Source organism: Streptomyces fragilis, assembly GCF_003112515.1.
GTDB classification, from domain to species: Bacteria; Actinomycetota; Actinomycetes; order Streptomycetales; family Streptomycetaceae; genus Streptomyces; species Streptomyces fragilis.
Window position 1 is genome coordinate 56,099 of the sequence record NZ_BEVZ01000009.1, and the last position, 25,171, is coordinate 81,269.

The following is a 25,171-nucleotide window of genomic DNA, read 5'->3' on the forward strand; positions in this document are numbered from 1 at the left end:
TCCTTCACCGTTCGTGGGATTCGCCGGCGCCACGGGCGGCGGCCTCGAGTTCGCTGAGCACCTGCTCCTCCACCAGCTCCGCCAGCGCGGCGACGGTGCGGGAGACCAGGACGTCACGGGGGGTGAGCGTGACGCCGAAGGCGTCGTTGGCGCGGGAGACGATCCGCAGGGCCCGCAGGGAGTCGCCACCGAGCAGGAAGTAGTCGTCCTCGGCGCCGACCGGCGCCTGCAGGACCTCCTCCCAGACGGCGGCGAGCGCCTCCTCGGTGGGGGTGCGCGGGGCGATCCGCCCGGCCGTCTCCTCGGCCGCGGGCGCGGGCGCGGGCGCGGGCAGCGCGGACCGGTCGGTCTTGCCGTTCTCCGTCAGCGGGAAGCTGTCCATGACCACGAACGCGGACGGCACCATGGGGCCGGGCAGCGTCCGGGCGGCGTGCGCCCGCAGGGCGGCGGCGCCGGGCGGTTCGGTCCCGGGGGCGGTGAGCACGTGGGCGACCAGCCGCGGCAGTCCCGGCTCGTCCTCCCGGACGCTCACCACGGCGTCCAGGACGGCGGGGTGGCGCACCAGGGTGGCCTCGACCTCGCCCGCCTCGATGCGGTGGCCCCGCAGTTTCAGCTGGTGGTCGGTACGCCCGAGGTGGTGGAGTTCGCCGCGGGCGTCGCGCCGCACCAGGTCGCCGGTGCGGTACATGCGGCTGCCCGGCGGGCCGAACGGGTCGGCGGTGAAGCGGGCGGCGGTCAGGCCCGGCCGGCCCAGGTAGCCCCGCGCCAGCGCGTCGCCGGCCAGCCACAGTTCGCCGGGCGTCCCGTCCGGGACGGGGCGCAGCCGCGCGTCCAGCACGTAGGCGCGGGTGCCGGGCAGGCGGCGGCCGACGGGCGGGGCGGAGCCGTCGGGCTCCAGCGGAGAGGACCAGGTGGCCACCACGGTGGCCTCGGTCGGCCCGTAGGAGTTGATCATCCGGTGGTGCGGTGCCCAGCGGGTGACCAGTTCGGCGCGGCAGGCGTCGGCGCCGACCACCAGGGTCCGCAGGTCGGGCAGCGTGCCGGGTGCGTCCGGCGGCAGGGTGGCCAGTGCGGCCGGCGGCAGCAGCGTGTGGGTGATCCGCTCCCCGCGCAGCACCTCGGCGAGCTCGCCGCCGAGCAGCGGCCCGGGCCGCGGGACGACGAGCCGGGCGCCGTGCGGCAGGGACATGCACAGCTCCAGGACGGCCGCGTCGAAGCTGGGCGTGGAGAAGGCGAGCACCCGGTCGCCCGCCTCGACCCGGTAGTGGGCGGCCTCGGCGGCGGAGAACGCGGCGAGGCCGCGGTGGGTGACCACGACGCCCTTGGGGGTGCCGGTGGAGCCGGAGGTGTAGATGACGTACGCCGGGTCGGCGAGGTCGAGGGGGCGTGCGCGGTCGGCGTCGGTGGGCCGGTGGTCCCGGGCGCCTCCCCCGGGCGCCTCGTCCGGGGGGAACCCCGACGGCCCGGCGGCGAGCAGCGCTTCCACCTCGGCCTCGTCGAGGGTGACGGCGGGCGCCGCGTCGCGCAGCATCAGCGCGATGCGCTCCTCGGGGTAGCCGGGGTCGACCGGCAGGAAGGCGGCGCCCGCCTTGGCCACCGCGAGCTGCGCGACCACCATGTGCGCCGAGCGGGGCAGCAGGAGTCCGACCAGCGTGCCGGGCCCCGCGCCGCGCGCGATCAGCCGGTGGGCGAGGCGGTTGGCCCGTTCCTCGACCTGGGCGAAGGTGAGCTCGAGGCCGGGGGCGGTGAGGGCGGGGGCGTCGGGCCACCGGTCCACCGCAGCCTCGACCAGCGCGGCCAGGGGCGCCGGGGCGACCTGCGGCGTGTCGGGCCGGGTGGGCCCGGCGAGGAGGCGTGCGCGTTCCTCGGGGGGCAGCACGTCGAGGTCGTCGAGGCGGGTGTCCTCGTCGGCGTCGGCCAGCCGGCGCAGGGTGTGCAGCAGCCGGTCGGCCAGGGAGCGGGCGGTTCCCTCCTCGAAGCAGCGCGGGTCGTGGCCGAGTTCGACCGAGAGCCGCTCGCCGGGCGAGACGACCACGGTGAGGGGGTAGTTGGTGGCCTCGCGGGCGTCCAGTTCCCGGACCCGGACGCCCTGGGCGCCGGCCGTGGTGTCGGCCACCGGGTAGTTCTCCAGCACCAGCAGGCTGTCGAAGAGGGAGGTGCCCTCGGGCAACGCGCTCAGGGCCTGCAGCCGGGGCAGCGGCAGGTGCTCGAACCGGCGGTCCTCGGCGCGCGCCCGCTGCGTCTCGCGGAGCCAGTCGGCGCACCTGGCCCGCCCGTCGACGCGCACCCGTGCGGGCAGGGTGGTGATGAACAGCCCGGTGATGGTGTCGGCGCCGGGCAGGTCCGCGGGGCGGCCGGAGACGGTGGTGCCGAAGCACACGTCGGAGGTGGCGCCGAGCCGGGACAGCAGCAGCGCCCACGCGCCCTGGACGACGGTGTTGAGGGTGAGCCGGTGCCTGCGGGCGAACTCCCGCAGCCTCCCGGTCTCCTCGGCGCCGAGCCGGTGGGACAGCCAGGCGTCCGAGCGGGTGGCGGCGCCGGGCGCGGGCCGGGTGTCGTAGGGCAACGGGGTGGGCGCGGCGAGGTCGCCGAGGACGGCGCGCCAGTGCTCCTCGGCGCCCGCGGTGTCGCGGGCGGCGAGCCAGGCGGCGTGGTCCGCGAACGGGCGCCGGTCCGGCAGGCGCGGCTCCTCGCCGCGGGAGAGCGCGGCGTGCGCGGTCAGGACGTCGCCGAGCACGTGGAAGACGCTCCAGCCGTCCAGCAGCAGGTGGTGGAAGGTCCACACCACCCGGACCTCGTCGGGGCCGAGGCGGATCAGCGCGATCCGCAGCAGCGGCGCCCGGTCCAGGGCCATGCCGCGGGCCCGGTCCTCGGCCAGCAGCCGCTCGAGCCGCTCGGCCCGCTCCTCGGGGGCCAGCCGCGACCAGTCCAGCTCGGTGACGGGCAGCCGGGCCGCCCGGCGCACCACCTGCAGGGGCTCCGGCACGTCGTCGAGGACGACGGCGGTACGCAGGACGGGCGTGCGGTCGACGACGTGCTGCCAGGCGGCGGCCGCCGTGCCCAGGTCGCTCACCCCGTCCATGACGAAGGTGATCTGCTCGACGTACAGGCCCTGACCGGGCTCGTCGAGGGCGTGCACGACCATGCCGGCCTGGGTCGGGGTGAGCGGGTAGATGTCGGCGACGTCCCGGCCGGCGCCCGCCAGGCGGTCCACGGCGGCCTGGTCGAGGCGGGCCAGCGGGAAGTCCGACGGGGTGCGCCCGCCGGCGCCGGGCTCGGCGCAGTGCCGGACGATCGCGCGCAGTTCGTCCAGGGTCTCGGCGGCGAGCCGGGCGACGGTGTCGCGGTGGTGGACCTCGCGCGAGAAGGACCAGGTGAACTCCAGCCGCTTGTCGGTGACCTGGCCGAGCACGTCGATGAGGTGCGGCCGGCGGGCGGCCGGGTCCATGCCGCCGGTCAGCCCTCCGTAGGGGGCCTGCAGCAGGCTGCCGGGGGCGTTCTGCCAGTCCTGCCGGCCCAGGTAGTTGAAGGCGATCTGCGGCGCCTGCGGCAGGTCCGGTGCGGCGGTTCCGCCGTCCTGGGCGCGCAGGTGGCGCAGGGCGCCGTGGCCGAGGCCGCCGTGCGGGACGGCCCGCAGGTTCTCCTTGACGGACTTCAGCACGGTCCCGGTGTCCGCGGAGCGCGGCACGTCCAGGGCGACGGGGTACATCGCGGTGAACCACCCGACGGTGCGGGAGAGGTCGACCCCCTCGAACAGCTCCTCGCGGCCGTGGCCCTCCAGCGCCACCGTCACCCGGTCGCGTCCCGTCCAGCGGGCCAGGACCCGCCCCAGGGCGCACAGCAGCACGTCGTTGACGCGGGTCCGGTACGCCTCGGGCACCTCCTGGAGCAGGCGGCGGGTGCCCTCGTCGTCCAGGACCGCGGTCAGCGACTCCTCGTGGGCGACGGTGTTCCCGCCGTCCAGGTCGGTCGGCAGGGGGGTGCTCTCGACGCCCTGCCAGTAGGGCAGTTCGGCGTCGAAGCCGCCGGCGGCGGTGTGGGCGGCCAGGCGGGTCGCCCAGCTGCGGAAGGACGTCGTCCTCGGGCCCAGGTCGACCGGCTCCCCGGCGCGCAGCGCCCGGTAGGCGGCGTCCAGGTCCTCCAGGACCACCCGCCAGGAGACGGCGTCCACCACCAGGTGGTGGGCGGCGAGGACCAGCACGGGCCGTCCGCCCTCGGGGCGGCACAGCGCGGCGCGCAGCAACGGGCCCTCGCGCAGGTCGAATCCGGCGGCCAGGGTCCCGGCGACCTCCTCGGGCGGCGCGTCGTGCAGTTCGAGGTGCGGGGGCGCGCCCGGCGCGGCGGCCCGCTGCCGCACGCCGTGCCCGTCGTCGCCGGGTGCGTAGCGCAGGCGCAGCGCGTCGTGGTGGTCGGTGACCGCCGCGAGGGCGGTGCGCAGCAGATCGGGGTCGGTGTCGGGGTCGACGTGGTGGGCGACCGACTGGCTGAAGTGCGCCGGGTCGCCGGTGAGGGTGTCGAGCAGCCAGTGCTGCACGGGGGTGAGCGGCGCCTCGACGGTCGCGTCGTCCTCCTCGGCGGTGTCCGGGAGGGCGGGCGGGCGCTGCGCCACGGTGGCGAGTTCGGCGACGGTCTGGTGGCTGAACAGGTGGCGGGGCGTCAGGTGCAGCCCGGCGCGGCGGGCCGCCGACACGATGCGGATGCCGAGAACGGAGTCGCCGCCGAGGGCGAAGTAGTTGTCGTCGGCGCCGATCCCGGAGACCTGGAGCACCTCGGACCAGATGGCGGCGAGCGTCTGCTCGGCGCCGGGCCGCGGGGGGCGGGAGCCGGCCGCGCCGGGTGCGGACCACACCGGCTCGGGCAGGGCCCGCCGGTCCAGCTTTCCGGTGGCGCCCAGCGGCAGCCGGTCCAGCTCGGTCACCAGCGACGGGACGAGGTGGCCGGGGAGGGCGCGGGCGAGGAAGTCGCGCAGCTCGGCCGCGTCGAAGCTCCCGGACCCGCGGGGCACGGCGTAGGCGACGAGCCGCCGGTGGCCCTCGTGCTCCACCACGCGCGCGGCCGCCGCGGCCACCCGCGGGTGCCGGGCCAGCGCCGCCTCCACCTCGCCGAGTTCGATGCGGAAGCCCCGCACCTTGACCTGGTCGTCCGACCGGCCGAGGTAGACCAGGTCGCCGTCGGCGGTGCGGCGCACCAGGTCGCCGGTGCGGTACATCCGGCCGCCGGGCGGCCCGTAGGGGTCGGCGGGGAAGCGGGAGGCGGTCAGGCCGGGCCGGCCCAGGTAGCCGCGGGCGACGCCGGTTCCGGCGAGGTACAGCTCGCCGGGGGCGCCGACGGGCACCGGGCGCAGCCGGGCGTCCAGGACGTAGGCGCGGGCGCCGCCGACGGGGCGGCCGATGGGCGGGTCCCGGTCGGGGTCGGCGGGGTCGCAGACGAAGGCGGTGGCGTAGACGGTGGCCTCGGTGGGTCCGTAGACGTTCAGCACCCGGCAGCCGGGCGCCGCCGCGCGCACCTGGCGCACGGTCCGCGCGGGCAGTGCCTCACCGGCGAGGACGAGGGTGCCGGCGTCGAGGTGGACGGCGTCCTCGGCGAGCAGCCGTCCCAGCGCGGAGGGCACGGCGCTGAGCAGCCCGGCCCGCCACGGTCCGGTCCGCTCGGCGAGGGCGAGCAGGTCGCGGACGAGTTCCACCCGGCCGCCGGTCAGCAGCGGCGAGAAGATCTCGAACACCGACACGTCGAAGTTGAGCGAGGTGGACGCCACCACGTGCTCCAGGCCCCGGCCGGTGAACTCGGCGGCGGCCCAGTCGGTCAGCGTGAGCACCGGGGCGTGGGCGACGACCACGCCCTTGGGCCGGCCCGTCGATCCGGAGGTGTGGATGACGTACGCCGGGTGCTCGGGCAGCAGCGCCGCGTGCCGCTCGCCGTCGGCGACGGGTGCGGGGGACGCGGCGGCCAGGCGCGCCGCGGTCTCCGGGGCGTCGAGGGTCAGGCGCGGGCAGGCGTGCGCCGTCGGCCCGTCGGGCAGCCGGCCGGCGGTGGCGGCGGCGGTCACCACGGCGGCGGGCCGCACGTCCTCGAAGAGGAAGGCGACGCGTTCGGCCGGGTGGCCGGGGTCGACCGGCAGGTAGCCGGCGCCGCTCTTGAGCACCGCGAGCAGGGCCACGACGAGGTCGGCGGTGCGGGGCAGGGCGAGCGCGACGAAGCGTTCGGGTCCCGCGCCGGCCTCGATCAGCAGCCGGGCCAGCCGGTTGGAGCGCTCGTCGAGCTGCCGGTAGGTCAGCTCCTCGTCCCCGGCGACGACGGCCGGGGCGTCGGGGGTCCGGGCGGCCTGCGCGGCGAACGCGGCGGGCAGGGTGCCGGGGCGCGTCGCCGCGTCGGCGGACGCCGCGGGCGAGGCGGCCTGGGCGTCCGCCGCCGGAGCCCCCGCGTACCTCTCGAGCAGCGCGCGGCCCTCGGCGGGGTCGAGCAGCGGCAGGTCGTCCAGGCGGCGGCCGGGGTCCGCGGCCATCGCTCCCAGCAGGGTGCGCAGGCTCGCGCCCAGGCTCTCCACGGTGGCCCGGTCGAAGACGGCCGGGTCGTGGTCGAGGGAGACGGCGAGGGTGTCGCCGGGGGCGACGACCACGCTCAGCGGGTAGCTGGTCGGTTCGACGTCGCGTTCCTGGGTGAGGGTCAGGCCGAGCCGCCCGAGGGCGTCCTCGTCGAACGGGTAGTTCTCGAAGACGACGATGCTGTCGAAGAGGCTGGTCCCGCCGGGCACCTCGCTCCACGTCTGCAGCTGGGCCAGGGAGACGAACTCGTGCCGCCGCGCCTCCGACTGGGCGGCCTGCAGCTCGCCCAGCCACTCCAGCAGGGGGCGCCTCCCGTCGACGGTGACCCGGGTCGGCAGGGTGTTGATGAACAGCCCGACCATGGTGGTGACGCCGGGCAGGTCGGCGGGCCGGCCGGAGACGGTCGTCCCGAACACCACGTCGTCGCCGCCGCCGAAGCGCGACAGCAGCAGCGCCCAGGCGCCCTGGAGCACGGTGTTGAGGGTCAGCCCGGACCGCTGCGCGGTCTCCCGGAGCCGGGCCGAGACCTCGGCGTCGAGCGTGACGCGCACCGTCTCCACGGAGGAGGCGCGGTGCACCCCGGCGGGGCGGCGGTCCCGGGGCAGTTCGGTCGGCGCGGTGAAGCCGGCCAGCGTCTCGCGCCAGTGGCGTTCCGCGGCGTCCGTGTCCTGACCGGCCAGCCAGCCCAGGTAGTCGGCGAACGGCGCCCGCCCGGGCACCCGGGGACGGCCGCCCCGGGTGAGGGCCGCGTACCGTTCGCAGACCTCGTCGAAGACCTGCGCGGCGCTCCAGCCGTCGAGCAGCACGTGGTGGAACGTCCACACCACGCGCACCCGGTCGGGCGCGAGGCGGATCAGCGTCAGCCGCATCAGCGGGGCGGCGGCGAGGTCGATGCCGGCCCGCCGGTCCTCGTCGAGGAGCCGGTCGAGGTCCGCCGCGCACTCCGACGCGTCGCGGCCGCTCCAGTCGTGGTGGGTGACGGGCACGGTGGCGTGGTGCTGGACGACCTGCAGCGGTTCGGCGGTCTCCTGCCACACCAGGCGGGTGCGCAGCACGGCGTTGGCGTCCGCGGTGCGCTGCCATGCCTCGGCGAGGGCGTGCGGGTCGGTGACGCCGGAGAGCGTGAACTGCACCTGGTTGACGTAGGTGCGGCTGTCGGGGTCCAGCAGGCCGTGGAAGAGCATGCCCGCCTGCATCGGCGTCAGCGGGTACACGTCGGCGACCGCACGGCCGTCCCCGGCGACCCGGTCCACGGCCGCCTGGTCGAGGCGGGCCAGCGGGAAGTCCGACGGGGTGCGTCCGCCGGCGTCCGGGCGGGCGCAGTGTTCGACGACGGCCTCCAGCGCCCGCACCGTCTCCTCGGCGAGGCGGGTCACGGTCTCCCGCCGGTGCACGCCGCGGCTGTGGTGCCAGGAGATCTCCAGCTCGCCGTCCTCGCCGACCCGGGCGACGACGTCCAGCAGGTGCGGGCGACTCGCCTCGGGGGCGTCCGCGCCGTCCAGGCCGCCGGGCACGGCGCGCACCAGGGCGCCGCCCTCCGCGCTCCAGTCGAAGCGGCCCAGGTAGTTGAAGCTGATCGCGGGCGCCGGGTGGGCCGGGAGCTCGCGGGTGAGGCGGGTGAGCGCGCCGTGGCCGATGCCGCGGCCGGGGATGGCCCGCAGTTGTTCCTTGACGGATTTCAGGGCGGCGCCCCAGTCGTCCCGCGGCACCGTCAGCGCCACCGGGTGGACGCTGGTGAACCAGCCGACCGTGCGGGACAGGTCGACGTCCTCGAAGAGGGCGTCCTCCCGGCCGTGGCCCTCCAGGGTGACGGCCACCGTGTCCCGTCCGGTCCAGTCGGCCAGGACCCGGCCGAGGGCGGTGAGCAGGACGTCGTCGACGCGGGTGCGGTAGACGGCCGGCACCTCGCGCAGCAGGGCGTCGGTGCGGGCGCGGTCGAGCCGTACGGTGACCGCTTCGGTGTCGGCGACGGTGTTGCCGCCGTCGGCGTCCACCGGCAGGGGCGCGGCGCAGTGCCGGGCCACCGTCTCCCAGTGGTCGCGTTCCGCGGCGAAGCCGCCCGCCTCGGCGTGCTCGCGCAGCCGGCGGGCCCACTCCCGCACCGAGGTGGTGCGCTCCGGCAGCCGGACCGGTTCGCCGGCGCGGGCCTGGGCGTAGGCGCTCTCCAGGTCCTCCAGGAGGATGCGCCAGGAGACTCCGTCGACCACCAGGTGGTGGACGGCGATCAGCAGCCGGGGGGCCGGGAGGCCGGTGAACAGGCGGGCGGCGAGCAGCGGTCCGTTGTCGAGCCGGAAGGCGGCGTGCGCCTCGGCGGTGACCCTGGCCTCCTCCTCGCGCGCGGCCGCCTCGTCCAGGCCGCCGAGGTCGTGCGTGCGCAGCAGCTCCGGCTCCTCGCCCGGGGCGGCGCACCACTGCGACCACGAGCCGTCGTACCGCCGGGTGAAGCGGGAGCGCAGGGCGTCGTGGTGGTCCCACAGGGCGCGCAGTGCCCGGTGCAGGGCGTCCGGGTCGACGTCGGCCGGGGTCTCGACGACCACGCACTGGTCGAAGATCTCGGGGCGGCGCGGTGCGGCGTCGAGGAACCAGTGCTGGACCGGGGTGAGGCCGACCTCCCCGGTGACCGGCGCGGTGCCGGCGACCGTGGTGGCGCCCTGCGTCGCGCGGGCGGCGGCCAGGGCGGCGACCGTGGGGTGCCGGAACAGGTCGCGGGGGGTGAGCGTCAGCCCGGCGGTGCGGGCCCGGGAGACGACCTGGATGCCGAGGATCGAGTCGCCGCCGAGCATGAAGAAGTTGTCGTCCGCGCCGACCCGTTCGACGCCGAGCAGGTCGGCCCAGATGCCGGCGAGGATCCGCTCGGCCCCCTCGCGGGGCTCGCGGTAGGAGTCGCCGGGCGCCGACCAGTCCGGCACCGGCAGCCGGCGGCGGTCCACCTTGCCGTTGGCGGTCAGCGGCAGTTCGGGGACGGCGACGAACGCCGCGGGCAGCATGTAGTCGGGCAGGCTCGCCGAGAGGTGCTCGCGCAGCTCGGCCGCGGTCGGCACGGCCGCGGTCGGCGCGTCCGCGTGCGGGGCGTCCGCGGTCGGCGGGTCGGTGCGCGGTGCGTCCGTGCGCGGGGCGGGCACCAGGTGGGCGGCGAGCCGCTTGACCCCGGCGTGCTCGTACAGCGACACGACGGCCTCGGCGACCGCCGGGTGGGCGGTGAGGCGGGCCTCGATCTCGGCGGGCTCGACGCGGAAGCCCCGGATCTTGATCTGGTCGTCGGCGCGGCCCACGAAGCACAGTTCGCCGTCCGCGCTGCGGCGCACGATGTCGCCGGTGCGGTACATCCGGCCGCCGGGCGGCCCGTACGGGTCGGCGAGGTAGCGGGCGGCGGTCGCCCCCGGTCGTCCGGCGTACCCGCGGGCCACTCCGGCGCCGGCGATGTACAGCTCGCCGGGCACCCCGGGCGGCTGCGGCTGGAGGGCGTCGTCGAGCACGTAGGCGCGGGTGTCGTCGAGCGGGCGGCCGATGGGCAGCACGGCGGGCAGCCGGTCGGCGGCGGTGAAGGGGCGCCGGGTGGCGAAGGTGGTGGTCTCGGTGGGGCCGTAGCCGTCCACGACGGTCAGGCCGGGGCAGGCGTCCAGGACACGCCGGACCACCGCGCCCGGCACGGCCTCGCCGCCGGTCCACACCTCGCACGCGCCGCGCAGGCAGCCGGGGTCCTCCTGGGCGATCAGCCGGAACAGTCCGGCCGTCAGCCACAGGTGGCGCACCCCCTGCTCGGTCACGGCGCGGCGCACCACGGCGGCGTCCACCTCGGCGGGCGGCGCGAGCACGGCGGTGCCGCCGCGCAGCAGCGGCACCCACAGCTCGTAGGTGGAGGCGTCGAAGGCCTGCGGCGAGTGCACCAGGACCCGTTCGTGCCCGGCGAAGGCCCGGTCGAGGGCGAGCGCGGCGACGTCGCGCTGCCGCACGGCGACGCCCTTGGGCGTGCCGGTGGAGCCCGAGGTGAACATCAGGTACTGCGCGTTGTCGGGGTGGACCGGCGGCAGCGGGGCGGGCGCGGCGGTCAGGTCCTGCGCGTCGTCGGTGTCGTCCGCCCGGACGACCCGCCCGCCGGGCAGGACGGCGCGCGCCGTCTCCTCGCCCGCGGCGTCGGTGAGCAGCAGGTCCGCCCCGGCCTCGGCGAGCGTCCGCCGCAGCCGTTCGCGCGGCGCCCGGCCGTCCAGCGGGACGTACACGCCGCCGGTGCGCACCAGGGCGAGCTGGGCGAGGACGAGCGGCACGGAACGGTCCATCAGCACGGCCACCGGCCGCTCGGCGCACACGCCGAGCGCGGTGAGGCGGGCGGCCAGCGCGGCCGCCCGGTCGTCGAGCTCCCGGTAGGTGAGCCGGTGCGCGCCCGCCTCCAGCGCCACGGCGTCGGGCGTGCGGCGCACCTGCGCGGCGAAGAGTTCGGCCGTGGTCGTCACCGGCGCGCCGGCGGCGGTGTCGTTCCAGGCGTGCAGCACCTGGTCGCGGCGGGCGGGCGTGAGCAGCGGCAGGCGTCCGGGTGCGGCGTCGAGGCCGCCGGCCATGGTCTCGAGGAGGACCAGCAGGTACTCCGTCAGCAGTTCGGCGGTGGCGGCGTCGAAGAGTTCGGGGTCGTAGCCGAGGCTGAGGGAGAGTTCCGACCCCGGCTCGACGACCAGGCTCAGCGGGTAGTTGGTGGTCTCGACGCCCTCGAGCCCGCTCAGCCGCAGGCCGTGGGAGGCGGCCGTGGCGTCGTCCACCGGGTAGTTCTCGAAGACGACGATGCTGTCGAACAGGCCCGCCCGCTCGGGAAGCCGGGTGAGGGCCTTCATCCGGGTCAGCGGGACGAAGTCGAAGCGCCGGTCCTCGCCCTGGTCCTGCTGGAGGCGGTGCAGCCAGTCGGCCGTCGTGCCGGTGCGGGGCACGGTGACCCGGGTGGGCAGGGTCGCGATGAACAGGCCGGTCATGGCCTCCGCACCGTCCAGCTCCGGCGGCCGGCCGGAGACGGTGGTGCCGAAGACGACCTCGTCACGGCCCGCGTGGCGGCTCAGCAGGACCGCCCAGGCGCCCTGCACCAGGGTGCCGAGGGTCAGCCCGGCGCCCCTGGCGCGGTCCTGCAGCGCGCGGGTCGCGGCGGCCGGCAGCACGGCGCGCACCGCCTCGCGGGACTCGGCGCGGTGGCTCTCGCGCGGTTCGCGGTCGTAGGGCAGCGGGGTGGGCTCGGCGAGGCCGTCCAGCCTCTCGCGCCAGTGGCGTTCGGCCTCGGGGCGGTCGCGTTCGGCCAGCCAGGCCACGTAGTCGCGGAAGGGCCGGCGGTGGGGCAGCTCGGCGGCGTCCGGCGCGGCGACGCAGGCGAGGACGTCCGCCAGCACGTGGAACAGGCTCCAGCCGTCGAGCACCAGGTGGTGGAAGGACCACACCACGCGCAGGCCGCCGCCGGGGAGCCGGACCAGGGTCAGCCGCTGCAGCGGCGCCCGGGTCAGGTCGATGCCCCGCTCCCGCTCGCTGCGCAGCAACTCCCGCAGCCGCTCCTCGCGTTCGGCCTCGCCGAGCTCGCGCCAGTCCAGCTGGGCGACCGGCACGGTGACGTCGCGCCGCACCACCAGCAGGGGTTCGGGCACGTCCTGCCAGACGGCGTGGGCGCGCAGCACCGGGGTGCGGTCCGTGACCCGCTGCCAGGCAGCCGCGAGGGCGGCCGGGTCGCTCACCCCGTCGAGGACGAAGGAGAGCTGGTGGAAGTAGACGCCGCTGTCCTCCTGGGACAGGCCGTGGAAGAGCATGCCCGCCTGGGTGGGCGTGAGGGGGTGGACGTCCTCCACGGCGGCGGGGTCGTCGCCGGTGATCCGGTCCACGGCCGCCTGGTCGAGCCGGGCGAGCGGGAAGTCGGAGGGGGTGCGGCCGGCGGCGCCCGGGCGGGCGGCGTGCCGCGCGAGGTCGGTGAGCGCGTCGGCGTAGCGCTCGGCGAGGCCGGCGACGGTCGCCTCGTCGTGCGTGGCGCGGGAGTGGTGGAAGGTGAACTCCAGCTGCTCCCCGTCGAGCCGGCCGACCACCTCCAGGGGGTGCGGGCGGGCGCAGCGGGGGTCCGCGTCCAGGGCGAGCGGGCGGGACGCGGCGCGGTACAGGCCGTCCGCTCCGCCCGGCGAGGCGAACCGGCCCAGGTAGTTGAAGCTGATCCCGGCGGCCGGCGCCTCGGGCAGGGTGCCGGGTGCGGCGAGGTGGCGCAGCGCGTCGTGACCGATGCCGTGCCGCGGCACCGCCCGCAGCTGCTCCTTCACCTGCTTGAGCGCCGTGTCCCAGTCCGCGTCCGGGGCCACCGCGAGGGCGACCGGGTGCCGGGTGGTGAACCAGCCGACCGTGCGGCCGGTGTCGACGTCGTCGAACAGGTCCTCCCTGCCGTGTCCCTCGATGTCGACCAGGACCCGCTCGTGGCCGCTCCAGTCGCACAGGGCGCGGCCGAGCGCGGTGAGCAGCGCGTCGTTGGCCCGCGTGCGGTAGGTGTCCTGCAGGGTGCGCAGCAGGGCCGCCGTGACGTCGGGGGCCAGCCGGACGGTGACCTCGCCCGCCGAGCCGTAGGTGTCGGCGCCCTCGCGGTCCGCGGGCAGGGTGGTGCCGGCGCCGGACGCGGCCCGCTCCCAGTACGCGCGCTCCTCGTCGAAGCCGCCGTCCGCCGTGAAGCGGTTCAGGCGCTCGGCCCAGTGGCGCAGCGGCGAGGTCTTCGGCGGCAGGGCGGCCGCCCCGTCCTGGCCGGCGTGACGGGCCCGGTAGGCGTGGTCGAGGTCCTCGAGGAGGACGCGCCAGGAGACGCCGTCGACCACCAGGTGGTGCACGGCGAGGTGCAGGACGGGCGGACGGCCCGGCCCTCTCTCGTGCAGCACGGCGCGCAGCAGCGGGCCACGGGCGAGGTCGAAGGGGCCGTGGTGCGGGGCGTCGGTGGCGGGACCGTGGTGGCGGGCGAGCACGAGGCGGGGCGCGGTCGCGTCGATGTGCCAGCGGACCGTGGCGCCGTCCGTGCCCTCCTCGGGCGTGAAGCGGGAGCGCAGGGCGTCGTGGTGGGCGAGGAGGTCGTTGAGGGCGTCCTCCAGCGCCGCCGCGTCGACGTCGTCGCCCACCTCCAGGGAGACGGTCTGGGAGAAGTGGCCCGCGTGCTCGCCCGCGCTGTCGAACAGCCACCGCTGGATGGGCGTCAGCGGGGCGCTTCCGGTGGCGGACACGGCGCCGGGTGCGGCGGGGCGCCGGCTCGCGGCGGCGTCGGCGCGGCGGGCGAGGGCGGCGACGGTCTGGTGGCGGTAGACGTCGCGGGAGGTGACCGCGAGGCCCGCCTGCCGGGCCTCGGCGACGACCTGGATGCTGAGGATGGAGTCGCCGCCGAGGGAGAAGAAGTTGTCGTCCGTGCCGACCCGGGCGACGCCAAGCGCCTTGGCCCAGATGGCGGCGAGGATCCGCTCGGTGGGCGTCCGCGGGGCCACGTGGCGCGCGGTGCGGCGGGCGGGGCCGGGGTCGGGCAGCCGGCCGCGGTCCAGCTTCCCGTTGACGTTCAGCGGCAGCTCGTCCAGCACCATGACCACCGACGGGACCATGTGGTCGGGCAGGGTGCCGCCGAGCGTGCGGCGCACCGCCTCGGGATCGACGGTGGCGCCGGGCTCCGGCACGACGTAGCCGACCAGCCGCTGGTGGCCGCCGTCGGCCCGGGCCGCGGCCGCGGCCTCGGCGACGCCGGGACAGCCGCGCAGCGCCTCCTCGACCTCGCCCGGCTCGATGCGGAAGCCGCGCACCTTGACCTGCTCGTCGGTGCGGCCCAGGTACTCCAGTTCGCCGTCGGCGCTCCACCGCACCAGGTCGCCCGTGCGGTACATGCGGCCTCCCGGCGCGCCGAACGGGTCGGCGACGAACCGGGCGGCGGTCAGGCCGGGGCGGCGCAGGTAGCCGCGGGCCAGTCCGTCGCCGCCGAGGTACAGCTCGCCCGGGACGCCCGCCGGCTGCAGGCGCAGCTTGCGGTCGAGGACGTAGGCGCGGGTGCGGGCCACCGGCCGGCCGATCGGCGGCGCCTGGCCCGGGTCCTCGTCGCCGGCGAACCAGGCGGTCGCGTAGACGGTGGCCTCGGTGGGCCCGTAGAGGTTGGCGACGGCGCAGCCCGGCATGGCCTGGCGCAGGTCCCGCACGGTCTGCGCGGGCAGCGCCTCCCCCGCCAGGACGACGGTGTCCGCGCTCACCGCCGGGCCGCCGCCGGTGAGCATCCGCGACAGCACCGAGGGCACGCCGCTGACCAGCCCCGCCCGCCGCGGCTCGGCGGCGTCGGCGAGGGCGGGCAGGTCGGGGACGATCTCCACGGTGCCTCCCGCGACCAGCGGGCACAGCAGCTCGAAGACGGAGACGTCGAAGTTGAGGGAGGTGCTGGCGATGACGTGGTCCAGGCGTCCGGCGAACCGCCGGGCGGCCCAGTCGGCCAGGTGGGCCACGCTGCGGTGGGTGACGACGACGCCCTTGGGGCGGCCGGTGGAGCCGGAGGTGTAGATGACGTACGCGGGCTGCCGCGGGTCCTGGGGGCGCCCGGGGGCGGCGAGGGGCTGACCCGCGTCGTCGTCCTCGTCGGCCGGGTGGTCCTCCAGGAACAGCACCGGGCGGTCCGGGGGCAGGGCGTCCGCGGTGTCCCGGGTGGCCAGGACGAGGGTCGGGTCGGCGTCGCCGAGCATGAGGCGGATGCGTTCGGCCGGGTAGCCGGGGTCGACCGGCAGGTAGGCCGCGCCGGCCTTCCAGACCGCCCAGATCGCCGGGAGCAGGTCGGCGGTGCGGGGCAGGCACAGGGCGACCAGCGTCTCCGGGCGCGCGCCGTGCGCCACGAGCCGCCGGGCGAGCAGGGTGGAGCGGCGGTCGACCTCGGCGTAGTCCAGGCGGGTGTCGCCGCACACCACGGCGGTCCGCCCGGGGGTGCGGGCGGCCTGTGCCGCGAACAGCTCGGGCAGGGTGGGGCCGCCGTCCGCCCCGTCCGCGTCGAGCGGGGCCTCGCCGGCACCGAGCAGGGTGCCCCGCTCGTCGTCGGTGAGCAGCGGCAGCTGGGCGACGGTGCGGTGCGGCGCGTCGGCCATGCCCTCGAGCAGCCGGTGCAGGTGGCGGCCGTACCGGGCGGCGGTGCTCGCCTCGAACAGGTCGGTGTTGTACTCGACGGTGAGGTCGCAGCCCCCGTCGGAGGTGGGCGTGAACTCCAGGACGAGGTCGAAGCGGGCCGCGGGCCGGGGCAGCGGGTGCTCCTCGACGCGCAGGCCCGCCGCCCGGGGCGGGTGCGCGAGCGGCGTCTGCTGGACGACGAGGACCTGCACCAGGGGCGTGCGGCTGGGGTCCCGGCGCGGGGCCAGCTCCTCGACCACCTGGTCGAAGGGCACGTCGGCGTGGGCGAAGGCGTCCAGCACGGTCGTCCGCATGGACTCCACCAGCCGGTTGACGGTGAGGGTGTCGTCGACCTCGCCGCGCAGCACCACGGTGTTGGCGAAGAACCCGGTGACCTCCTCCAGGTCCCGCCTCACCCGTCCGTCGGTGACGGTGCCGAAGGCGACGTCGCGCTGCCCGGTGTACCGGGAGAACAGCACGGCGGCCGCGCCGGCGAACAGGGTGAACAGGGTGGTGCTGCGGCGTCCCGCCAACCGCCGCAACTGGTCGACGAGTTCGGCGGGGATCCGGTGCCGGTGGGCGGCGCCGGCGGTGGTGCGGACGGCCGGCCGCGGCCTGTCCGTGGGCAGGTCGAGCTGCTGCAGTCCGGCCAGCCGGCGCCGCCAGTAGGCCAGGCCCTCGGGTCCGGCCGGCCCGCGCGCGTGCTCCCAGGCGGCGAAGTCCGGGTACTGGAGGCGGGGTTCGGGCAGCGCGTCGGGTTCGCCGGACGCCTCCGCCCGGTACAGGGCGGTCAGTTCGCGGACGAGCACGCCGACCGACCATCCGTCGGTCACGATGTGGTGCTGGGCGAGCAGCAGGACGTGGTCGTCCTCGGCGCGGCGCACCAGCAGCGCCCGGGCCGGCGGACCGGCCGTCAGGTCGAAGGGCCGGCGCAGTTCCTCGGCGAGCGCACGCTCCGTCTCCTCGTCCCGGCGCCCGGCCGGCACCGGGGGCAGCTCCGCGATGCGCAGCGCGAGCCGGGGTTCGGGGACGACCCGTTGCGTGACCTGTCCGTCGATCTCGGCGAACACGGTGCGCAGGGAGTCGTGGCGGCCGGCCAGCCGGTCCAGGGCGCGCCGCAGGGCTCCGGTGTCGAGGGCGCCGCGCAGCCGCAGGGCGACGCCCGTGTTGTACTCGGCGCCGTCCGGGTCGAGGTCGTACAGGAACCACAGTCGCCGCTGTGCCGCGGACAGCGGCAGGGGCGCCTCCCGCGGGGCGGGCGGGATCGGTTCCGCCGGGGCGGCGGCGGACGGGTCGTCGAGCAGCGGGGCGAGCCGGGCGATCGTGCGGGCGGTGAACACGTCGCGCACGGACAGCGCGACGCCCAGTTCGTCGCGGATCCGGCTGAGGGTGCGCGCGGCGAGGACGGAGTCACCGCCCAGGTCGAAGAAGTCGTCCTCGACGCCGACCGGATCGACCCCGAGCACCTCGCTCCAGACGGCGGCCAGCGCCCTCTCGGCGGGCGTGCGGGGCGGCGTGTGACCGGCGTCCGGGGTGTGTGCCGGGGCGGGCAGGGCCCGGTGGTCGATCTTGTTCTGCGGGGTCAGCGGCAGGGCGTCCAGGACGACCACCGCGGAGGGCACCAGGTGCGCCGGCAGCGAGGCTGCGAGCGTGGTCCGCAGCGTCGCGGGGACGGGAGCGCGGGCGGGGTCGGCGGGCGTGACGTAGCCGACCAGCCGCCGTCGGCCCGGCTCGTCCTCGCGGGCCACGACCACGGCCTCGCGGACGGCCGGGTCCCGCAGCAGGGCGGCCTCGATCTCTCCCGGCTCGATGCGGAAGCCGCGGACCTTCACCTGCCGGTCGGCCCGGCCGAGGAACTCCAGCTCGCCGTCGGCCCGCCGCCTCGCCCGGTCGCCGGTGCGGTAGAGCCGGGCCCCCGGCGGTCCCCAGGGGTCGGCGACGAAGCGGGCGGCGGTCAGGCCGGGGCGGCCCAGGTAGCCGCGTGCCACGCCGTCCCCGCCGACGTACAGTTCGCCGTCCGCGCCGGCGGGGACCTCGCGCATCGCGGCGTCGAGGACGTGGGCGCGGACGCCGGGCAGCGGAGCGCCGATCGTCGGGGCGCCGGACCCGGCGCGCAGCGGGCCGGTCCAGCTGGCGACGATGGTGGCCTCGGTGGGCCCGTAGGAGTTGATCATCCGCCGTCCGGGCGCCCACCGGTCCACGAGGGCGGCCGGGCACGCCTCGGCCCCGACGATCAGCGTCCGCAGGTGCGGCGCGCCGTCCGGTCCGGGGTCGGGCAGCGTGGCCAGCGCGGCCGGCGGGATCAGCGTGTGGCTGATGCGGAACTCGTCCAGCACGGAGGCGAGTTCGTCCCCCAGCCACGGTCCGCCCGGGGGTACCACCAGCGTCGCCCCGGCGAGGACGGAGATGAACACCTCGAGGACGGAGGCGTCGAAGCTCGGCGAGGAGAACTGGAGCACCCGGTCGCCGGGACCCACCGCGTACCGCTCGGCGGCGGCCTCGACGAAGCCGCGCACTCCCCGGTGGGTGACCGTGACGCCCTTCGGCACGCCGGTGGAGCCGGAGGTGTAGATCAGGTAGGCCGCGTGGTCGGCGCCGACGGGCACACCGCCCCGCGGCACCGGGACGGGGTCCGCCCCGGCAGCCGGTTCCGTTCCGGTGCCCGGTCCCGCCGCGGCAGCCGGTCCCGCCGCGGCAGCCGGTTGCGCCCATGCGGCCGGTCCCGCGTCGCCGTGCGGCGGGGCCTCCCCCGCGTCGGTGTCCGTCCCCGGGTCCAGCGCCTGTCGCACGGCCGTCAGGTCGTCGAGGACGACGGCCGGCGCGGCGTCGGCGAGCATCAGGGCGCGCCGCTCCCGCGGGTAGCCGGGGTCGACGGGCAGGAAGGCGGCGCCGGTGAGGGCCGTGGCCAGTTCCGCGGCGATCAGTTCCAGGGAGCGCGGCAGGACCAGCGCCACCGTGCGCTCCGGTCCGGCTCCGCGCCGCACCAGGTCGCCCGCGAGGCGCCGGGCCCGTGCCTCGAGCTCGCGGTAGGACCAGGTGCGCCGCCCGTCGGTCAGAGCGGGAGCCTCGGGCGTACGCGCCGCCCACGCGGTGAACAGCTCGCCGATCGAGGTGCCCGTCGTCCCGGGGTGCGGGGCCGGGCCGGCGCTCCCGGCCGGCGAGGAGGACGACGCAGGGGTCGGCAGGTCGTGCGGAACCGTCATGAGTGCAGTCCTTCGGAGCGGAACGGAACGGCGCGCGGCACCGCCGGGCCCTGGCCTGGGATGCGGCCGGGGCACGGCGGGGCGGCGCGGCGTGGCCGCGTTCGGATGTGGGGAAGTGCTGCGGGGATGCGCGCCGGAGTTACCGCGGGGACGGCGGGGCGCTGCGGTACCCGGGGGTGTGCGCGGGCCTCGGGGACGGGCCCGTCGCCGCCTCGGCCCGCACGGAGGACGCGGGGACGGGCGCGTGACCGCGCAGGTGCGAACCGGCCGTCAGGCGGACGGACTTGGCCGCCGCACCGGGGTGACGCGGGGCGTGCAGGCCCGCGCCCTGGAGGTCCGCCGGGCGGGCCTCCGGCTCGGCGCCCTTCACCCTGCGGGCGGTGCGCCCGGAGACCTGCACCCGGTCGACGGTCCCCGTCAGGGGGTCGCGGTGGAAGTGCCCGCCGGGCTGCCGGCGGCCGCTCTCCGGGTCGGCCAGGTCGAACTCGAGGTCGGAGTGGCACACCAGCGGCAACTGCGCGTCGCCGTCGACGGAGAGGAACGGCCGGCCGGAGGCGTCCAGGCCCACCTGGTACTCGACCGTGCCGTTGCGGTAGACGCCCACGCAGTCGGCGGGCAGCGGGACGGGGCCGCGGCCGTGCCCGGGGCCGATCGCGGCGGGCGCCACCGATCCGGTGAGCGCGCCGAGTTCGCCGGCCAGGTCGCGCCACAGGGCGGTCGCGGAGCTCGCGTTGCCGGTGAAGGCGACGACCACTCCGGACAGCGGGTCGACGCGCAGGTGGCAGGAGGTTCCCTGGGCGTTGCCGTCGTGGCCGCACCACCAGCGGTCCTCGCCCCGGAACAGGGCCGCGCCGGCACCCCAGCCGTCGGCCAGGGCGCCCGGGCGCGCGCCGGGGGCCGGGCGGCGCATCGCCTCGGCCGCGGCGGGCGGCAGGGCGCCGGAGTGGCCGGCGAGCGCCCGGCCTATGGCCAGCAGGTCCAGCGCGCTCGCCAGCAGGGCGCCGGCCGGGGCCTCGACGGCGGCGAGGTTCTGCCCGACGGGCACCAGGCGGCCGGAGGCGGTGTTGCGGGCGTGACCGGCGGCGACGGGCCGGTCGGACGGAGGGTCCTGGAGGAGGACCGGGCGTATGCCCAGCGGTTCGAGCAGCAGGGCCCGTACCGCCTCCCGCCAGGTCATGCCGGTGACCTCCTCGACCAGGCGGCCGGCGGCCACGTAGCCGGCGTTGGAGTAGGAGAAGCCGCTGCCCGGCGCGAACAGCAGGTCGCGCGGGGAGCAGACCGAGGCGAGGAGCCGCGGCGCGGTGAGCCCGGCGGCGGTGTCGGAGTCCGGCCCGGTCGGCAGGCCGGAGGTGTGGCTGAGCAGGTGACGCACGGTCACCTCGGGTATCGCCCGCAGTTCGGGCAGCGACGCGGCGGCCGGCTCGTCCAGATCGATGTCGCCGTCGTCGGCGAGCACCGCGACGGCGGCCGCCGTGCAGAGCTTGGTCACCGAACCGGTCGGCACGACCGTGTCGGGAGTGAAGGGGACGCCGGTGGCGGCGTCGGCGGTGCCGGTGTGGACGCCGATCACCTCGGCGCCGGTGTGGACGGCGAGCTGGGCGCCCGGCACTCCGTGCGCGCGGGCCAGTTCGTCGAGGCGGTTCTGCAGCGTGCTGCGGCCGAGGGTGGGGCGCCCGTCGGCTAAGTGTGTAGGGGGCACGTGCGGCATGGAGCGGGGCCTCCTGGGAAGTCGTGCTCTGTTGATGACGCACCGACCGGAACGGGGACGGATCCGGACGGCTGGGGACGTGCGCCGCACGTTCGCGACGGTACTGCGCGAAGCCGGCCCGGGGGGACCGGCCTCCAAGGCCGAGACAGAGACTAAGCACAAGTCTCGCTTTCTGTCTCCTAACTAGTGATTACGGGCCATACATATCCAGACACTGACCGTGGTGTGTAAATCAGCCCATGCTTTGACCGTATGCAATCGTCCGTATGCCCCGCCGCCGCCGTTCCATGACCCCCGCCGGACTCCGGCCGCGCGCCCGGCCAGGCCCCCCGCGCGGCACCCGGCCCCGGCAAAGGCCCTCCGAGCAGCGAGGAGTCGTCCGCGCGCGCCGCACCGGCCGGCCACCGGCAGCGGCCTGAAGACGTCCGGCACCTGACAGGCCGGAACGAAAGGCATATGACGCGTGCACAGTTCCGTGACCGGAGATCTTGGCCGACGCCGACCGGACTTTGACCTTGCCCTCACCCTGCCGCGGGACCTCGAGCGCCAGGAACGTCACCGGGCCGTTGTCGAAAGCGCCCTTAGGTTAGGCTAACCTAAGGGCGTGAGAGCCGAAGAGACCTCCCAGGTCAGACCCCCGCGTGGGCACCGACTCACGGCGACGGACGTCACCGTGGCCTACGACGGCACCCCCGTCGTCCACCAGGCCGACGTGACCCTGCGGCCGGGCGAGGTGACCGTCCTGGCCGGGCCCAACGGCAGCGGCAAGTCCACGCTGTTGCGCACCATGGCCCGCCTGCAGCAGGCCCGCGGCGGCAGTCTCACCCTCTCCGACGACCACACCGACGGCGCGCGGGAGACGGACGCCCTCGCCCTGACGGCCCGGGAGTTCTCCTGCCGGGTCGCCCTGCTGACGCAGGCGCGCCCCACCCCCTCCGGACTCACCGTCCGGGACGTGGTCGAGTTCGGCCGCTACCCGTACCGGGGCCGCTGGGGCAAGGCCGACCCGGCCGGCCCGGCCGCCGTCGACCGGGCGCTGGCCCTCACCGGCACCACCGGCCTCGCGGACCGCGGCGCCGAGCACCTCTCCGGCGGCCAGCTCCAGCGCGTCTGGCTGGCCGGCTGCCTGGCCCAGGAGACCGGCGTGCTGCTGCTCGACGAGCCCACCACCTACCTCGATCTCCGCTACCAGGTCGAACTCCTCGACCTGATACGCGATCTGGCGGACGACCACGGCATCGCCGTCGGCGTCGTCCTGCACGACCTCGACCAGACCGCCGCCGTCGCCGACCGGGTGGTGCTCCTGCACGACGGCCGGATCGTCGCGGACGGCGCGCCCGCCGAGGTGCTCACCCCGCAGCGGCTGACCGCGGCCTACGGCATCCGCATCGAGGTCGACACCGACCCCCTCACCGGCCACCTGCGCACCCGCGCGGTGGGCCGGCACCACACCCGCACCACGCCCGAAAGGCTCATCCCCTCCTCATGAAGCACCTCGCGAAGCGTCACCTCCTCGTCGCGGCCACGGCCGCCGCCGCCCTCTCGCTGACCGCCTGCGGCACCACCGAGCCCGCCGCCGACGCCAAGGGCGCCCAGGACTCCGGGAAGACGAAGGCCGTCACCCTCACCGACGCCTCCGGCGCCGAGGTGAAGCTCGACGGACCGGCCACCAAGGTCGTCGGCACCGAGTGGAACGTCGTCGAGAGCCTGCTCTCGCTCGGCGTCCAGCCGGCCGGCGTCGCCGACGTCAAGGGCTACCAGCTGTGGAACACCGCCGTGCCCCTCAAGGGCGAGCCCAAGGACATCGGCACCCGCGGCGAGCCCAGCATGGACACCGTCGCCGCGCTGGCGCCCGACCTGATCGTCGCCACCACCGACCTTCCGGAGGCCGCCGTCAAGCAGCTGCGGGACGTCGCCCCGGTCCTCCAGGTCCGCTCGGCCGACGGCGCCGGCCAGATCGACCAGATGCTGGAGAACGTCGACCTCATCGCCAAGGCCACCGGCACCGAGGACAAGGCCGGGCAGGTGCGCGAGCGGTTCGACGCCAAGCTCGAGGAGGGGAAGAAGGCGCTGGACGAGGCCGGCCTGGCCGGCGAGGGCATAGCCTTCGCCGACGGCTACGTGACGTCCAACCAGGTCTCGGTCCGCCCCTACACGGCCACCTCCCTCATCGGCGAGGTCAACACCGAGCTGGGCCTGAGGAACACCTGGAAGATGAAGGGCGACGAGTCCTACGGCCTGGCCGCCACCGACGTCGAGGGTCTCACCAAGCTCCCGAAGGACACCCGCTTCGCCTACATCGGCAGCGACGGCGACGAGAACAGCACCCCCTTCGCCAAGGGCGGCGTACTCGAGGACAACGCCGTGTGGAAGTCGCTCCCGTTCGTCGAGTCCGGTGACGTGCACCGTCTCGACGACGGCATCTGGATGTTCGGCGGCCCCGGCTCGATGGAGGCGTACGTCGACGCCCTCGTCGAGGCGCTGACGAAGAAGTAACGCCGTGGCCGTCACCGCAACCAGAACAGCCACCCCGGCCGCGGCCGCGGTGACGGCCGCACTGGCCCTGCTGGTCGCCGTCCTCGCGGCGGTCGACGTCACCCAGGGCACCGCCACGGCGGGCGCGCCCGAGCTGTGGAAGGCGCTCACCGGCGCCGCCGACCCCGGCGACGCCTCCGTGGTGGTCGCCTCGCGGCTGCCGCGCATGGCGGCCGGCCTGCTGGTCGGCGCCCTGCTCGGCATGGCGGGTCTCGCCCTCCAGGCCGTCAGCCGCAACGTGCTGGCCTCCCCCGACACCCTGGCGGTCAACGCCGGTTCCTACCTGGCCCTCGGCGTGGCCGCCGTCACCGGCGTCTCCCTCCCGCTGCTGGCGTCGTCCGGCATCGCCTTCGCCGGCGGCCTGGCAGCGGCGGCCGTGGTGCTGTCGCTGTCGGGGCTCGGCGCGGGCACCGTCCGCCTGGTCCTGGCCGGCAGCGCCCTGACGCTGGGCCTGACCGCCGTCACCCAGGGCCTGCTGCTGCTCTTCCCCGAGCGGACCGAGGGCCTCTACGCCTGGAACCAGGGCTCCATCGCCCAGAACGGCTTCGACGGCGTCGTGCAGATGCTGCCGATCGCCGCCGTGGGCCTCGCCGGACTGCTGCTGACGGCCCGCCGCGTCGACGCGCTGGCACTCGGCGACGACGCCGCCCGCGGACTCGGCGTCGACGTCCGCACCACCCGGGTCACCGTGGTGGTGCTGGCCTCCCTGCTGTCCGCGGCGGCCGTCACCCTGGCCGGACCGATCGGCTTCGTCGGCCTGTGCGCCCCGGCGCTGGTGCGGCAGCTGGCCCGCCGCGTGCGGGCCTTCACCCGGCTGCGCGGGGCCGTGCCGCTCGCCGGGCTCACCGGCGCCGCGCTGGTCCTCGGGTCGGACGTGGTGCTGCGCGCCCTGGTCCCCGACGACCTCTCGGTCGCGGTGCCGACCGGGGTGGTCACCAGCCTCGTCGGCGCGGTCTTCCTGGTGGCGGCCGCGACCCGGCTGCGCGACAGCGCCGAGTCCGCCGCGCCGGACCGTCTGAGACCGCGCGGCCGCCGGGTGTTCGTCACGGTGCTGTCCGCGCTGGTGGTGCTGCTGGTGGGCGTGGTCGTCGCCGCGGTGCTGCTGGGCGACGCCAAGCTGCTCCTCGGCGACGTCGCCAACTGGGCGCAGGGCAGGTCCGGCCGCGCCGTCACCTTCGTCCTCGACACCCGTGTCCCACGGGTGGGCGCGGCGCTGCTGGCGGGCGCCGCCCTCGCGCTGGCGGGCACGCTGGTACAGGCGGTCACCCGCAACCCGCTCGCCGAGCCCGCGGTGCTGGGCGTCTCGAACGGCGCCGCGCTGGGCGCGGTGCTGCTGGTGACCTCGGTCCCGCTCGCCGGTTCCTGGGGCGTGGCGGGCGCCGCGTTCGCGGGAGCGGGGGTGTCCTCCGTGGTGGTCTTCGGGCTCGCGGCCAAGGGCGGCTTCCGCCAGAACCGGCTGGTGCTGGTCGGCATGGGCGTCGCCACCGCGGCGACGGCGCTGATCAGCCTGGTCATCGTGCTCACCGACCCGTACAACGCGACCAAGGCGCTGACCTGGCTCTCCGGCTCGACCTACGGGCGCACCTTCCCGGACCTGGTGCCACTGGCCGTCGTGCTGGCCGCGGGCGTCGTCGTGGCCGTGGCCCGGCGCACGGAGCTCGACCTGGTCTCCCTGGACGAGGACACCCCCAGGCTGCTGGGCATCGGCCTGTCCCGCGAACGTCTCGCGCTGCTGGTGCTGAGCGTGCTGCTCACCGCGACGGCGGTGGCGGCGGCGGGCACCATCGGCTTCGTCGGCCTGGTCGCCCCGCACGCCGCCCGGGCCCTGGTCGGCCGCCGCCACGTGCGGGTGGTGCCGGTCGCCGTCCTCCTCGGCGCGGTGCTGGTCTGCGCCGCGGACCTCCTCGGCCGCACGGTCATCGCCCCGGCCCAGCTGGGCGCGGGTCTGATGACCGCGCTGATCGGCACGCCGTACTTCCTGTGGCTCCTGGTGAGGAGCCGGGGAGGCCGCTGATCCCCCGTGGCGCCGCCCGGGAACCTCACCGGGCGGCGCCACGGGCGGGGGCCGCAGCCGGCCGGGCCCGCCGGGC

The 25,171-nt window shown here is 76.6% G+C and carries 5 protein-coding genes; 3 read left to right on the top strand and 2 right to left on the bottom strand.

Annotation, left to right across the window (positions count from 1 at the left end; translation table 11 throughout):
• Positions 1-4: 4 nt before the first annotated feature.
• Together Sfr03f_RS26440 and Sfr03f_RS26445 are read right to left on the bottom strand one after the other, a co-directional pair.
• Positions 5-18,838, bottom strand: a complete 18,834-nt coding sequence (locus tag Sfr03f_RS26440) for a non-ribosomal peptide synthetase (RefSeq protein ID WP_108956696.1) — start codon at positions 18,836-18,838, stop codon at positions 5-7.
• A 139-nt stretch (positions 18,839-18,977) separates the two neighbouring features.
• The gene (locus tag Sfr03f_RS26445; RefSeq protein ID WP_108956697.1) at positions 18,978-20,546 is read right to left on the bottom strand and encodes a serine hydrolase domain-containing protein; all 1,569 of its coding nucleotides are present in this window, start codon (positions 20,544-20,546) and stop codon (positions 18,978-18,980) included.
• Positions 20,547-21,150: 604 nt separating this feature from the next.
• Between Sfr03f_RS26445 and Sfr03f_RS26450 the strand changes: the two genes are divergently transcribed.
• From Sfr03f_RS26450 to Sfr03f_RS26460, 3 genes are read left to right on the top strand one after another with little or no spacing between them, the layout of a single operon-like run.
• Positions 21,151-22,035 carry an ABC transporter ATP-binding protein gene (locus Sfr03f_RS26450; RefSeq protein WP_108956698.1) on the top strand — a complete coding sequence of 295 codons (885 nt, stop codon included), beginning with the start codon at positions 21,151-21,153 and terminating at the stop codon, positions 22,033-22,035.
• A complete protein-coding gene (locus Sfr03f_RS26455; protein WP_108956699.1) occupies positions 22,032-23,042 on the top strand; it encodes an iron-siderophore ABC transporter substrate-binding protein in 1,011 nt (336 codons plus the stop codon). Before Sfr03f_RS26450 ends, Sfr03f_RS26455 begins: the two co-directional genes overlap by 4 nt.
• Positions 23,043-23,046: 4 nt before the next feature.
• Entirely contained in the window at positions 23,047-25,095 is a 2,049-nt protein-coding gene (locus tag Sfr03f_RS26460) for an iron ABC transporter permease (protein ID WP_108956700.1), read from the top strand.
• The last annotated feature ends 76 nt before the right edge of the window (positions 25,096-25,171 follow it).